The following is a 13,744-nucleotide window of genomic DNA, read 5'->3' as shown; positions in this document are numbered from 1 at the left end:
GAACCGGAAGGTTCCTACCACGTTGCCTTCACCTTGAGGAGGAAGGTACGGGGATCGCCGTAGAAGCCGGTGGTCGTGTTGTTGATCGACCGAACATATTCCCTGTTGAAGATGTTATCGACGCTCAGCGATGCCGTGTAGTGCTCGTTGAGCTTATAGGACACCGATGCCGAAGCCGTCATGTAACCCGGCGCGACCAGCTTTCCGCCGGAGTCTTCATTGTAGAAACTGCTGGAGGCATAAAGACCGCCACCAATCGTCCATTTGTCGAGATCGTTCGGCAACGTGTAGGTCGTCCACAGCTTGAACAGGTGACGGGGCGCGATCGAGCTGAACGCGACGTAGTCCGTGCTGTTGCTGTCGTCATAGTTCCTGGTATTCGTGTAGGTATAGCCCGCAAAGACATTCCACTGATCCGTCACCCGGCCGGAGATTTCGAAGTCGAGCCCCTGAGCGCGCGCCTTGCCTTGAGCAAAGTAAATCGAGCCGGTGGGATCGCTGGGATCGGCCATCGCACGGTTCTTCTGCGTCAGGCTGAACAGGGCGACCGACGCATTCAGCTTGTCGTCCAGAAAGCTGCCCTTGAGGCCGACTTCGTATTGCTGACCTTGCACGGGTGCCAGAAGGTTACCGCTCACATCCCGCGTGACCTGGGGCTGAAAGATCTTGGCGTAGCTCCCATAGACGGAGAGGGTGTCGTTCAAATCATAGATCAGGCCGGCAAAGGGAATGGCCTTGGGGCCGATGTCGTCGTGCGTGCTGGTATCGCCCCAGTAGTTTTCATCGGCATTCGGCTTGTAGGAGCTGTTCCACCAGATGACCCGTCCGCCCGCGACCAGCGTCAAGGGATCCGCAAGGCTGATCCGGGCATTGCCATAGACGCCATACTGGTTCGTCAGGGTGTGCCGGCCATAAACATTCGGGAAATCCGGCTCGGGTACGTCCCAGTCGAAAATGCTCCCGGTATGGCTATAGAACTCGTCGCCGGCGGGACCGTAATAATTCGTCTGTCCCAGGTCCTCATGCGAGGCATTGACGCCGAATGTCAGCTTGTGCTCGCGACCACCCAGGTCAACCGGACCTGTCGTGTACCAGTCGAGCCCGTATTGCCGATCGTCCTGAGCCCACTTGTTGGCAACGATATTGGCCGTCAACGAGGAAGGATCGACCATGCTGTTGATCGAATTTGCGATGATGTTGCTCTGGTAGCGGGCGTAGTTGAGGGTCGCCTTCGTCTTCCAGCCGTTGTCGAACTCATGTTCGAGTTCGACGAACGCGCCGGTCTGGCTATACGTGCTTTTATTCCAGGGCGAGCCGAAGAACGCCGAGCGGGGCGCATCCAGAAATTTGTAGTCGGTCGTCACGGGGATGCCGACCCAGTTTTCCCGCGCGGGGCTGCCCTGGTAGTAGGCACCTCCCCGGATCGTCGTATTGTCCGTTATATCGCCTTCAAGCACGCCATAGATCTGCCCGAGCCGGCGGTAGGTGTCGTCCTCCTTGAAATCCTGGGTCTGCAACGTCCCGACGACACGGCCGCGCAGGCTGCCGTCGCTGTTCAGCGGACCGGTCACGTCGAGTTCGTTGCGAAGATTGCGATAGGAGCCGGCGGAGACTTCGTCGGTAACGTGAAATTCGTCCATCGGGAGCTTGCGGACGAGATTGATGGTGCCGCCGGGGGAACCGAGCCCGTTGAGCAACCCTGCCGGTCCCCTGAGAACCTCGACACGATCGTACATGGCAAGATCCTGCGCCGACGTCGGCAAGGCAATATTCGTCGGGACGCCGCCGATCTGAATCGTGTTGACCTGGAAGCCGCGCGAATAATAGGCGGGACGGTCGGAATCCGCCTGCTGCACCACCATTCCGGTCGCGTTGGCGATCGCCTGATCGAGCGTCGTCAGATTCTGGTCCTCGATACGCTTGCGCGTAACGACCGAGACCGACTGTGGAGTTTCCTTGAGCGCGACCTCTTCCTTTCCGGCAACATTCGCATAACCGCTGCCATAGGAATTGGTCCCCTCGGTGGTTGCCGATGCGCCTTTGACGACGATCGGCGCAAGCGTCGTCGCGTCGGATGAAGTGCCGGCACCGCCGCCGCGAGAGGCGCCGACGATCGTAACCGTATTTGCATTCGTGAAATTATATTGCAACCCGGAGCCGGCAAGAAGCGCGCCGATTGCCTGGGCCGTGCTCATGGAACCGTGCACCGGACGACCGATCGTCGATGCGGCCGCAGTTTCGGGAAAGACGACGTTGATACCGGTTGCGCGAACGATATCGTTCATGGCCTGGCGGATCGGCTTTGCGGGAATGTCGAAATTATGCGTTCGCTGATCGACAGCCTGCGCCCATGCGGCTCCAAAGCTTATGCTGTTTTCCGCAACACCCGCCAAGACCGTTGCCGCAAGCAGGACGAAGGTCCTGCTTTTCGTTGTCATGCCCCTCATACGTCCGCCCTTGCTATATTCGAAACGCGAGAGAAACCGGCGAGCCCTTCTTGCCGGCCTCCTCATAGTGTCTATCGCGCGGGAGGAACGCGTACCCTCACATTTTATGGAAATAATTCCGGGCGGATCTTCAGCGACCGCCTATGGTCCCACGACCGTCAGTTTGCCGAAGCTGTGCATCTGGAAGCCGACGGAGGATTGAACGGCAGCCAAGGCCTTGTCCGTGTCGTCAAGCGTGATATTGCCGCTGACCCTGAGATCGCCGATGGCCGAACCGATGACGACAATCCTGCCATCCCGATACCGACCGATCTGGGCAAGCACATTGCTGAGCCGCGCGTTGTTGAACACGAACCGGCCCTCGTGCCAGGCCATCTCGTCCTGAATAACGGCTTCCTGCACCTGGCCGATTCCCGATTCGCCGTAGTCGACGCTCTCCCCGGGCTTCAGCAGAACGTCTTGCGTATCGCCGCTTATGCCGACTTCGACGCTGCCTCTCGCAAGCGTAACGCTGACCTGGCGATCCTCCTTCATGGCGACGTCGAATTCGGTGCCAAGGACCCTCGCCTCACCGTTCTGCGCCTCGACGACAAATGGCTTGCCCGTGTGAACGACGGAAAAGAAGGCTGTCCCGCGCAACAGGCGTACTCGCCTTTCCGGGCCTGACAGCACAACGTCGATCGCTGTGTCCGCATCCAGCAAGACACGCGACCCGTCATCAAGGGTGATCTGCCGCCGCTCGCCTCGCGGCGACACGAAATCCGCCTGCATGTCCTGCAGAAGGGTCGGCCGCTCCAACCAGAACCAGCAACCTGCCACGAGGAAAGCAAGACAGCCGACGACAATCGGTCCGATCTTCCCAACTTTCCGTCCATCCCGAAGGCGCCGGATCTTTTCCAGGGGGACCGACAGGTCCGGGTCCGCGCCCGCCTTCGCGAGCCACGCGGTCGATCCCAGATCCTGCCACATGCCGCACACTTCGTCGTAGACCCGCCGATGGTCGGGGGATACCTCCAGCCAGCGTTGAAAGTCGCTCTGCTCCTGCCGCGATGGCTTGCCGTTCATGCGGGTGAACCAGGCAATCGCTTCCCGTTCGATCAATGATTGGTCGCGTAAATGCTGTCGATCGTCTGCCATTGACCTAAATCACCTGCCCTGCAGCATGCGAACACGGCTTCCCATGCGCGTCTCATATCTTATATCGCGCGATGGCGCCGCCTACCCTCAGGAATATCGCTGCTACGGTGCATTCTTGCAGGCAAGAAGCGCCCTTGCGATTTCGCGCTCGACGGTGCTGTAGGAAATATTAAGGGCGAACGCTATCTCGTCATAGGTGCAATTGTGCAGCCGATTGAGCAGGAAGACCTGACGCGTTCGCTCAGGCAAGCCAGCGATTGCCGTTTGCAGCTGCCTGACTTCCTGGCGTGCGGCAACAATCTGGTCGGGCTGTATGACGGGCGGCGCATACTGCTCCTCCCTCAAACCGCCGAGAATCCTTTCATGGCGCTGCTCGGCGCGGAACTGGCTGATCGCCATATACTGCGTTGCGCGCGAGAGATAGGCAGGCGTCAGCGTGATGTGCTCCATCGCCCGAGACCAGACGGCCGCAAATACATCCTGCACCACATCCGCGGCATTCGATCGGCCGACCTTGCGCCCGGCCAGGCGCTCAAGCCGCCCTCGCTCGGAGGCATAAAGAGATTCGATTTCAGATTGCTTTGTCGTCACGAGAGGCGCCTGCGACTACGCTAAAACTGGAGTTTAAAACTCCGCTTATAGCGTTTTTCGCACTTCCGCAACGACAATTTGGCACGGAAACCTGAGTAGATCATTCCGATGGCTCGGTTATCGGCTTCACGGTTCGGTTTGACCGGATTCGAACCGACGGTTGCGAGTTGACGGCCGCGCGCATGCCTGACAGCCTGCCCCGCATCCTGGTCACTCGACCGCCCGCAACAGAGAAATCAGACGGCCTCTTGGCGCGTCGGAGGCGATCGCAGGTCCCACGGCAACGCTTGCCGTCATGCCGGCCGTCAGCTCGATGCTTGACGGCACCCGGTCGATATGGATGCGCACGGGAATGCGCTGGGCAAGCCGCACCCAGGTAAACGCCGCCTCGACGCTCGGCAGGCCAGACTGGCCGGGGGCGTCATTGCTGTCCTCGATGCCCCGTCCGATGCTTTCCACATGCCCCGAGAGCGGGTTGTCGAAGCCCATCAGCATGATCTGCGCCGGACTGCCGATACCGATCCGCCGAAGCTTCGTCTCCTCGAAATAGCCGGTAATCCGGAAGCTGCTCGCATCGACGACTGCGATCTTCGTCTCGCCAGCCGTTGCATAGTCTCCGGGGCGCAGACGCAGATTGGCGACGTATCCGTCGACAGGCGATCGGATGGTGGCCCGCGCAAGATTGAGTTTGGCGAGGTCGAGCGCTGCCTGCGCGCCTTGATAGGCCGCGCTCGCCTGCGCTGCAGCCCCGGCTGTCTGCTGGACGTCCTCCTGGGACACGACATCGCGCAGCCGGTTCCGTCGCTGGGCCGTCGACTGGCGAACGAGCATGTCCTGACGCTTGGCTTCCAGATCGGCTTGCGCCGACGCGATGGCGAGCTCAAACCGTTTCGGATCGATGGCATACAGAATGTCGCCGCGACGCACATATTCGTTGTCGGCAGCCGAAACGGAGAGCACCGTTCCGGAGACTTCGGGCGCAATCCGCACGATGTCCGCGCTCACCCGGCCATCGCGTGTCCATGGCGCAAGCACATATTGTTGCCAGAGCGCGATGACGAGCAAGCCGGTGACAGTAAGAATGATGAAGGAAAGGGCGGAGCGTATCCAGGGACTCAAATTATGCATCATGCAACTCAAATGAAGAGGATAAAGAGGGCGAAGATCGAGAGCGCCATGGCAAACTCGACCAATGCGGGATGCCAGACCCGGCGCAACACGCCGATACGCGCCAAGATCGTCTGCAACAGCATGAAGACCGGCAGTGCGATGCAGGCATAGAATAGAAGCGGCGGGATATAGATGCCCGCAATATTGACTTCGGCCAGCATTACGCACTCTCCGCAAGGGCGAAGAAGCCGGGATGGGCGCCGATCAGTGAGCTGAGATCCGCCAAAGCCACGGCAACCTGGTGAACCGGCCCTTGCGCTGATGGATCGCCTGAATTGGCCGAAAGAAGCAGCTCCGCAATTGCTCGAAGCGTGTTTGCCGCTTCGGCAGGCGCAAGGCTCCAGCTTTTTGAATCGGCCAGGACAGCGAGCGTCAGCGAAAGCGCAGTGGCTGGAAAATGGTTTTGGCGAAGCGTATTGCGGATCCGCAACAACGCACGACCCGCATGGATGCCGGCAAGCCCATCTTCCATCATCAAGCGCTGCCGAGCAGGATCGCCCTTCAACGCAAGCGCAATGCGAGACAGGCGGTGATGCTGGAGATGCTCCCAGGCATGCCGGTCCCATCGCCCGTCACGTCTCGCGATGGCAAGCACGTCGTCGCGAATCTTCCCCGCTATGCGGCCTGCCTCCTTGCCCGGATTGCGCGGCAGGATGATACGAAAGCACAGCAGCGTGACGATCACGCCGGCCAGCCAGCCGCAAACCTGATTGCACCAGGCGGCAAAGTTGTATGTCATCGGGTTGGCGGCTCCGACGAGGGTGTTGAACGCCACCAGATAGGCAAGCGAAGCGGCAGCAAATTTCGGTTTCGTCGTCGCGTAGAGCCCTGCGATCCAGAACGGGGCCAGCGCGACGATCAGCAGAGGAAAGCCGTCAATCTGCGGCAGGACGATAAAGGCGCAGATGAAACTGGCGGGAACCGCGACGACCGTACCTTTGACGAACTCAACAGCGCCGGCGGCCGGATTGCCCGCCATGGCCAGCAGCGCACAATAGGGCGCGAGCACGAGCAGCATCAGCGATCCGTCCGGCCACGCCGTCGCTATCCAGAAGGCACCCCCAAGAACAATCGCCAGGAACGATCGTAGGCCGTTATCCAAGCCCGCGCGCCAATCGCGGTGAAACCGGTAGGATCGGCGGGCACCACGTCGGCCGCTGCGCAGCCGCGCCAGACCGACCAGCGCGGCTTCATAATCCTCGGCCAGCTCGATCATCCGGTCGAGCTGGATCGGAACATCCAGCTTTTCCGCACCCTCCAGGCTTTCCGCTTCAACGACAAGGGCCTGCAAATCGTGACGAGCGGCCGCGATCGAAGCGCGTGCCTGTTCAACACCGTCTATCGAATTCAGCGCCTCGGACGCGGTATCGACGGCCTGCCGGACACGGCTCGCTGCACGCTCGATGATGGGATGCAGAGGCCCGGTCGACGACCACGCGGTTGCGCCGACCAGACCGGCAAGCAGCGCCGCCATCCCCTCACGCACGGCGCCCGCACGCAAGGCCACTTCGGCGGATTCTGCCGATGCCAGTTCCAGTAAATCATCCAGGGCGAACAATTCCGGCACCAACCCGACAGCCGGCGCCATGTCTCGTCTCGCCTCGCCTGACAGTTTCGTCGTCATGACACGTCCCACGGCACCGATGAGGCGTGCGAAGCCGGCATGGAATCTGGACGGGCTAACCCTGGCCGAGGACAACGCCGCGACGACGGCCAGGCACACCACGCCGAGCACGACGGTCGCGATGCGGCCGAGGGCATGTTCAAGCGATGTATCAGGATGCTCGAGCGAGCCATACGTTGCCAGGCCGATCGTATAGCCTGCCACCGCCGTTCCCGATGCCCGAAAATGGCGGAAGATCATCGCGCCTCCGGTGCAAAGCCCAAGCCAGAGGCCGAATGCGAGCAGAAAAAGGGCGGGAGTCTGCGCGAACAAGCCCATGAGAAGGATCGCAACGATGCCGCCTACCAGTGTCCCGGCGACGCGCCAGAATCCCTTGGCAAGAACGGCGCCCTGACTTGCGTTGGCGACGAGCAGCACGGTCGAGGCCGCCGAATAAGGCATTTCCACCTGGCAGACAAACCCAATCCCGAGAGCAAGCGCGGCAGCCAGCACCGAGCGCAGAACATAGCCCCATTGCGGCGTAAACAAATCGAGGCGCAGCCAGATGGAAGGGATGATTTTCAGCCGCGCACGCATACGCCAGCCAAACTGATTTCGCCATGCCGCGGTGACCGCCATCATTGCCTGCCATTCCGATCCTGTCTCAAATGCAATCCGATCACCGGTTGAAAGGCCGGACTGAAACTGGGGGCCAAGCCCCTCGGTTGCCTTCAAGAAACTTTAATATAGGATCATCCTATGTTTAAAAGAAAGCCTGGTCAAGCATCTGGGCAAATCAAACATTCTCACATAGGATGATCGGGTTTTTCCCGTTGTGAGACGCGCCATGTCCAACTCTGTCACGCTTCCCCATGCGCCCCGGCGCTCCCTCGTTGAATCGACGATTGAACTCATCCGCGCCCAGATCGAAAGCGCGACCTGGAAAGTCGGCGAGCGCATTCCAAAGGAACAGGAACTCGCGGATATGCTCCAGGTTGGCCGCAATACCGTCCGGGAAGCGATACGCGTGCTCTCTCACGCCAATGTTCTCGAAGTCCGCCAGGGCGACGGCACCTACGTACGGTCGAATGTCGACCCGGCGGAGGTGATGCGCCGGGTGAGCAGAGCAAGCCTTCGGGATCATTTCGAACTGCGGGCGATGCTGGAGACGGAGGCTGCCCGGCTCGCCGCGGACTGTCGTACCAAGGCGGACGTCATTCTGCTCCGCCGTCTTCTCAAAGAACGGGAAGACAAGCGTGAGCGCGAGGCCTTCGTCGATGCCGACCTCCGGTTTCACAGCGCCATCGCCCAAATTTCCGGCAACACCGCGCTGGCCGAACTCTACCGCTACTTCTCCAATACGGTGCGCCTCAACACTCTTTCGGCATTGGATGACGCCGGCCTGCCGGAGCCGGATCAGCAAGCCCACATAGCGATCGTGGACGCCATCGAGCGGCAAGATGGTGAAGCAGCCGCGCTTGCAGCTCGGGCCGTCGTCGCGCCCCTGATCGCGGCGCTGGCGGCGGAAGGCCGATCCTCTCAATAGACGCTTCCGGCCATGCTGCCGCACGCCGGCGGCCGGTTCCCTTTGCCGGGCACGCACATGCGGGCGCGGACGGGCCGAACGGTCGATACCAAGAAAGCGCTCTTTGCTGTACTCGAGCTATTTCAGGCAAAGTCCACAGCGGTTCTCCGTCCGAAATCGCGTAAAAACACAGAGATAGAGCGGTGTGCGGTTCCATGAGAAGCCCAGCCGCTCCATGGCTGCTTCGCCGACGCCTGACGGTCGATATTCTCCTCGTATCGCAGGGTTGAGCGGATATCGAATTGCGCCTGTTCGCATCACAAGGCCGATGGAGACGCGGCGGTCTCAAAGATGGCACCCTCGATAAACATTCTAACATCCTATGTTATTGACTCCGGGCTGATGCCACCGTACCGTCCGCGCATTCCACACTGACCACGGACCGAACACATGCCGAATATCGCAAGCCGAACAGATTGCCATCATAAAACATCGGATGATAGGATTTATAAACCGCACAGGATCCTTGCCACCGGCTTCGCACTTTCGGTCCTGCTGTACTCATCGGCCGATGGCCTCGCCCAGGAGATGTCTCCGCTAGGGTCTGCGAACCCTCCGGCCGAGACCGCGACAACGGTCTCCCGGCTGTCGCCAAAGGCACGGCGGGTAGCCGCCGGAAGCAACGTCGCGGCTGAAAAAGCAGCCGCGGCCGGTTCGCAATCCGCCGCCGGCTCCGGCACGACCGAACTCGCGCCGATCGTACTTCGCGGGGAACGCGGCGATGGTCCGGTAAACGGGATAGTCGCCCATGGGACAACCACGGGCTCCAAGACAGATACGCCGATCAACGAGGTGCCGCAGGCCGTTTCCGTCGTCACCCGTGAACAGATGAACCAGCAGAACCCTTTGAGCGTCGGCGACAGTCTTCGCTATACGCCCGGCGTCTTTGCCGACAGCCGTGTCGGCGGCGTGCTTGAAAGCGTGTTTCTGCGGGGCTTCGGCGGCTATGGTGTCGCGGCCACCAATCCACAGTTCCTCGACGGGCTGCCGCTCATGACCGGCACGGGATATGCCGCACAGGTCATAGACCCTTCGACGCTGGAACGGGTTGAAGTCCTGCGTGGCCCGGCCTCGGTTCTTTATGGTCAGGCCGCGCCGGGCGGTATCGTCAACATGGTAAGCAAGCAGCCAACCGACGATCCGTATCATGACGTCGGCATCGAGACCGGCAATCGCAATCGTATCCAGACGAGCTTCGATTTCGGCGGTCCTCTTACGGATGACGGCGTCTGGTCGTATCGGCTGAACGGTCTCGGCCGCCGCACCGACGAGCAGTTCGATTTCTCCAAGCAACAACGCATCGTGCTCGCGCCGACGCTCTCATGGAAGCCGGACGAAGATACCAAGCTCACCATCTACGGTTTCTACCAGAACGATCCGGACAACAATTTCGCCGGCTGGCTGCCGGCCGAGGGTACGCTTTTTCCAGGTCCGGCCGGTCGCATTCGCCGCAGCTTCTTTCTGGGAGACCCAAATTATGACGACTACGACCGGCAGCAATACATGATCGGCTACAATCTCGAGCATCGCTTCAGCGATGCCCTGACGGTTCGGCAAACCCTCCGCTACTCCCATGTGGATACGAGCTTCAAAGGCTTCGCTATCAATTATTATGCACCGTTCGGCGTAACGACGGGCGACCTCAATCGCCTTGCCATATGGGATCAGGAAAGGCTCGACGGCGTCGCCGTCGACAATCAGGTCGAATATCGTGCCGACGCCGGCCCTTTACAGCACGTATTGCTGGGCGGCGTCAGTTATCAACGGACAGTGGATAACAATAGGAGTTCCGGCTGGGGTATAGTCCCGGCGATCAATTATCTTTCGCCGGTCTACGATCAGCCATTCGACAGGCCGCAACTCGCCAGCCATGCCCGCCAGTCAACCGACCAGGCCGGCCTCTATCTTCAGGACCAGATCCGCGCGGATCGTTTGGTTGTTACGCTCGGGGCGCGGGAGGACTGGGCATTCGGCGACACTCAGGATCGCCTGACCGGCTCAAGCCAGAGCCAGTACGACCATGCATTCTCGGGCAGGATCGGTGCCGTCTATCTCTTCGACAACGGATTGACCCCCTATTTCAGCTATTCGACCTCCTTCCAGCCCACCGCTGGCGTCGATGCCGGCGGCGAGGCCTACAAGCCGTCCAAGGCACGCCAGACGGAAGTCGGCTTGCGTTATCAGCCAATCGGCGGGGATGCCTCCTTCACCGCCTCCCTCTTCGACATTCATCGGACGAACATCAGCGTTACCGATCCGAGCAACCCGTTATTTTATGTTCAAACGGGCGCGGCACGATCGCGCGGGGTGGAGCTCGAGGCCCGTGTCGAACTCACCGACGAGCTCGATCTGATCGGCGCTTTCACCTATCTCGATACCGTCGTGGAGAAGGACACCGATTCGTCGGTCATCGGCAACCGTCTGGTCGGCGTCCCGAAGCAGGCGGCATCATTGTGGGCGAACTACAAGTTCGCCACCGGAGCACTCGAGGGCCTGAGCCTTGGCGGGGGAATACGCTATGTCGGGAAATCTGCGGGAAACAATGCGAACACGTTCTACGTCCCCGACGCAACCTTGTTCGACGCCGCGCTCGGCTACGATTTCGGTGCGGCCCATCCGCAAATGAAAGGATGGCGCGGAGCGGTCAACGTCTCCAATCTTTTCGACAAGACCTATGTGGCCTCATGCTTTTCCGCAGGCGGATGCTTCTACGGAAATGGCCGCATCGTGACGGCAAGCCTGCACTATCAATGGTGACAGGAAATTTGCGCACGGGCATGTCAGGTAAAGGTGCGGCGACAAGGTCGCCGCACCTCCATTCGTTAGCCGCGCTTGAATTTCTCTGCTTCTTCCGAGCCGCCCGTGGCATTGCCCTTGGAATAGGAGTGAGCGCCGACACCGGCCAGCTGACCGCTCTGGACGATCAGATATTCGTCGCGGATCGGACGACCCTCGAAGAAGCATTCGAGAATCTCACGCGTGCCGGCCGCATAGCGCGTCTGTGCCGACAGCGATGTGCCCGAGATATGCGGCGTCATGGCGTTATGCGGCATCGTCCGCCATGGGTGGTCTTTCGGCGCGGGCTGCGGGAACCAGACGTCGCCGCCATAACCGGCCAACTGCCCGCTCTCCAGCGCCCGGGCAACGGCGTCGCGGTCGCACAGCTTGCCGCGTGCGGTATTGACCAGATAGGCGCCCCGCTTGAACAGCTTCAGCGTCTTGTCGTTGATCATGTGCTCCGTCTCCGGATGGAGCGGCACGTTGAGCGTCACGACATCGCACGCCGGATACATGTCCTCCCGCGTTTCGTGCCAGGTCAGGCCCAGCTCCGTCTCCACCTCTTTCGGCAGGCGGTGACGATCCGTGTAGTGCAGATGCATTCCGAAAGGCTTGAGGCGGCGCAGCACGCCAACGCCGATGCGGCCGGCAGCCACGGTGCCGACATGCATCCCTTCGACATCGTAGGAGCGTTCGACGCAATCGGCGATGTTCCATCCGCCGTCGACGGCCCATTGATGCGACGGAGTATAGTTGCGCACCAGATTGAGGATCGTCATGACCACATGTTCGGCCACGCTGATCGAATTGCAGTAGGTGACTTCCGCCACCGTGATCCCGCGGTCGATCGCGGCCTGAAGGTCGACATGGTCCGAGCCTATACCCGCCGTCAGCGCAAGCTTCAGCTTCTTCGCCTTGGCGATGCGCTCGGCGGTGAGATAGGCGGGCCAGAACGGCTGGGAAATGACGACATCGGCGTCGACCAGTTCCCGCTCGAACGCCGAATCCGGGCCGTCCTTGTCCGAGGTCACGACGAAGCTGTGGCCGTTCGCTTCCAGGTATTTGCGCAGTCCCAGCTCGCCGGACACGCTGCCCAGCAGGCTGCCGGCAACGAAATCGATCGCCTTCGGCGTCGGCAGCGTCTGCCCATCGGGATAACGCTCGATTACCGGAAGTGAATCGCGAGCATAGGATGTCGGATAGCCGTTAATCGGGTCGTCATAAAGAACGCAAACCACTTTAGCCATGTTCATCTCCTTAGATTTTGGGCAAAGGGAGACACCGTCGGCAGCGTGAACTTGTCCGCCGTTCGCAGAGATCGTTTCTGGAGGAATTGGCCAGCGCCAGGTTGCCCCGAGGCAGGTCAGTTGCCGGTGTTTCCTAAAGCCACGGTCCGTTTGCACGGAACATCGTTTCAACGAGAGGAATGCTCTCACGGCATCCGGAGGCTGGCAAATGAAAGCTTTCTACCGCGCGATAGACAAAGTCGATGACGCCTGATTTATCGGCATCCGATCCTGGAACTCGCGGTCGAAATCCGCTCCCTGCAGGCAGCGGATCAACGCTTTCGTCATCGGCGACTGCGGTGATCGGTCGGAAATGACCAGACCGACGGCATGCGTCTGATCCGGATCGGTCAGGTCGATGGCAACCAGGTCTGATCTATCCCCGAAGACATAGAAAAACGTATGCGGGACGATGCTGCACCAAAGGCCGTTGCGGATATGGGAGCAGACCGCGAGGAAGGAGTTGGTCACCACCGGCGGCCTTATCGTCAAGCCGGCCGATGCCGCAATGCCATTGAGGATGCGCCTGTTCTGCATATCCTCACTCAGGAGGCAGAGCGTTTCGGAGGCGGCTTCCGCCCATGTGACGGAGGGACGATCGGCGAAGGGGTGATCGGAGCGACATACGAAGACGTAGCGCTCATGATAAAGCGGAATACGCCTGACATTCTCCAGCGGTTCGTTTTCCAGATAGGTCAGGCCGCCGTCGATTTCGAAGGTATCGAGAGAATGCTGGATGGCGCGCGAGGTCATGGACTTGATCTCGATCGTGGCGTCCGGATGCTCCTCGCTGAAGCGCTCCGAAAGAAAAGAGACAGCGGGCATGGCAGCGGGAATGGCGCCGATGCGAAGCGTGCCGGCCAATCCTTTCTGCGATCCTTTCAGATCCTTCTGGAGGCTATCGTAGTCGAAGAGAATCTGGCGCCCCCATTCGAGAACGCGCTCCCCATCGGGCGTCAGGCCCATGTAGCGGTTGCCACGCACGATCAGCGTCGTCTTCAGATCGTCCTCAAGCTTTCGGATGGCCGCCGACAGGGTCGGCTGGGTGATGTTGCAAAGCTCCGCCGCCTTTGCGAAATGCCTCTCTTCCGCGAGCACGACGAAAAAGGACAAATGTCTGATCAGCACCGGCGATCCTCGCAATGAT

Annotated in this window: 10 protein-coding genes; 2 read left to right on the top strand and 8 right to left on the bottom strand. The window is 60.5% G+C overall.

Features of this window, described 5'->3' with window-relative positions; all coding sequences use genetic code 11:
* Positions 1–14: 14 nt before the first annotated feature.
* The 6 genes from GR212_RS21405 to GR212_RS21380 all read right to left on the bottom strand — a co-directional run bounded on the left by GR212_RS21405 (position 15) and on the right by GR212_RS21380 (position 7,590).
* Positions 15–2,438, bottom strand: a complete 2,424-nt coding sequence (locus GR212_RS21405; protein ID WP_163989164.1) for a TonB-dependent siderophore receptor — start codon at positions 2,436–2,438, stop codon at positions 15–17.
* A gap of 150 nt (positions 2,439–2,588) precedes the next feature.
* The gene (locus tag GR212_RS21400) at positions 2,589–3,584 is read right to left on the bottom strand and encodes a FecR family protein (protein WP_163989162.1); all 996 of its coding nucleotides are present in this window, start codon (positions 3,582–3,584) and stop codon (positions 2,589–2,591) included.
* Positions 3,585–3,686: 102 nt separating this feature from the next.
* Positions 3,687–4,175: a sigma-70 family RNA polymerase sigma factor gene (locus tag GR212_RS21395; protein WP_163989159.1), complete on the bottom strand. Its 489-nt coding sequence runs from the start codon at positions 4,173–4,175 to the stop codon at positions 3,687–3,689.
* Between the two features lie 210 nt (positions 4,176–4,385).
* Positions 4,386–5,303: an efflux RND transporter periplasmic adaptor subunit gene (locus GR212_RS21390; protein WP_246725860.1), complete on the bottom strand. Its 918-nt coding sequence runs from the start codon at positions 5,301–5,303 to the stop codon at positions 4,386–4,388.
* Positions 5,304–5,311: 8 nt separating this feature from the next.
* A complete protein-coding gene (locus GR212_RS21385; RefSeq protein ID WP_163989155.1) occupies positions 5,312–5,506 on the bottom strand; it encodes a DUF1656 domain-containing protein in 195 nt (64 codons plus the stop codon).
* On the bottom strand, positions 5,506–7,590 hold the full coding sequence (locus tag GR212_RS21380) for an FUSC family protein (RefSeq protein WP_163989153.1): 2,085 nt from the start codon (positions 7,588–7,590) through the stop codon (positions 5,506–5,508). The genes GR212_RS21385 and GR212_RS21380 overlap by 1 nt, the downstream gene beginning before the upstream one ends.
* A gap of 205 nt (positions 7,591–7,795) precedes the next feature.
* On the opposite strand from GR212_RS21380, the gene GR212_RS21375 reads away from it, so the two are divergent.
* Together GR212_RS21375 and GR212_RS21370 are read left to right on the top strand one after the other, a co-directional pair.
* Positions 7,796–8,494 carry a FadR/GntR family transcriptional regulator gene (locus GR212_RS21375; protein ID WP_163989151.1) on the top strand — a complete coding sequence of 233 codons (699 nt, stop codon included), beginning with the start codon at positions 7,796–7,798 and terminating at the stop codon, positions 8,492–8,494.
* A 567-nt stretch (positions 8,495–9,061) separates the two neighbouring features.
* Positions 9,062–11,290 (top strand): TonB-dependent siderophore receptor, encoded by a 2,229-nt coding sequence (locus tag GR212_RS21370; protein WP_163989149.1) that lies wholly within the window; start codon positions 9,062–9,064, stop codon positions 11,288–11,290.
* A gap of 65 nt (positions 11,291–11,355) precedes the next feature.
* Here GR212_RS21370 and GR212_RS21365 read toward each other — a convergent pair whose 3' ends face one another.
* Together GR212_RS21365 and GR212_RS21360 are read right to left on the bottom strand one after the other, a co-directional pair.
* Positions 11,356–12,558, bottom strand: a complete 1,203-nt coding sequence (locus GR212_RS21365) for an NAD-dependent formate dehydrogenase (protein WP_163989147.1) — start codon at positions 12,556–12,558, stop codon at positions 11,356–11,358.
* Positions 12,559–12,777: 219 nt separating this feature from the next.
* Positions 12,778–13,725 carry a LysR substrate-binding domain-containing protein gene (locus GR212_RS21360; protein ID WP_163989145.1) on the bottom strand — a complete coding sequence of 316 codons (948 nt, stop codon included), beginning with the start codon at positions 13,723–13,725 and terminating at the stop codon, positions 12,778–12,780.
* Positions 13,726–13,744: the final 19 nt, after the last annotated feature.

It is taken from the genome of Martinezella lusitana, assembly GCF_010668395.1.
GTDB lineage: Bacteria > Pseudomonadota > Alphaproteobacteria > Rhizobiales > Rhizobiaceae > Rhizobium > Rhizobium lusitanum_A.
The sequence above is the reverse complement of the archived record's forward strand: the minus strand, read 5'-3'. Positions and strand labels throughout refer to the sequence as shown.

Bases quoted from the DNA above. Each gene is read 5' to 3' on its own strand.
- GR212_RS21365 (WP_163989147.1), bottom strand. From the start codon at position 12,558: ATGGCTAAAGTGGTTTGCGTTCTTTATGACGACCCGATTAACGGCTAT.
- GR212_RS21375 (WP_163989151.1), top strand. From the start codon at position 7,796: ATGTCCAACTCTGTCACGCTTCCCCATGCGCCCCGGCGCTCCCTCGTT.
- GR212_RS21400 (WP_163989162.1), bottom strand. From the start codon at position 3,584: ATGGCAGACGATCGACAGCATTTACGCGACCAATCATTGATCGAACGG.
- GR212_RS21385 (WP_163989155.1), bottom strand. From the start codon at position 5,506: ATGCTGGCCGAAGTCAATATTGCGGGCATCTATATCCCGCCGCTTCTA.
- GR212_RS21380 (WP_163989153.1), bottom strand. From the start codon at position 7,590: ATGATGGCGGTCACCGCGGCATGGCGAAATCAGTTTGGCTGGCGTATG.
- GR212_RS21405 (WP_163989164.1), bottom strand. From the start codon at position 2,438: ATGACAACGAAAAGCAGGACCTTCGTCCTGCTTGCGGCAACGGTCTTG.
- GR212_RS21390 (WP_246725860.1), bottom strand. From the start codon at position 5,303: ATGCATAATTTGAGTCCCTGGATACGCTCCGCCCTTTCCTTCATCATT.
- GR212_RS21370 (WP_163989149.1), top strand. From the start codon at position 9,062: ATGTCTCCGCTAGGGTCTGCGAACCCTCCGGCCGAGACCGCGACAACG.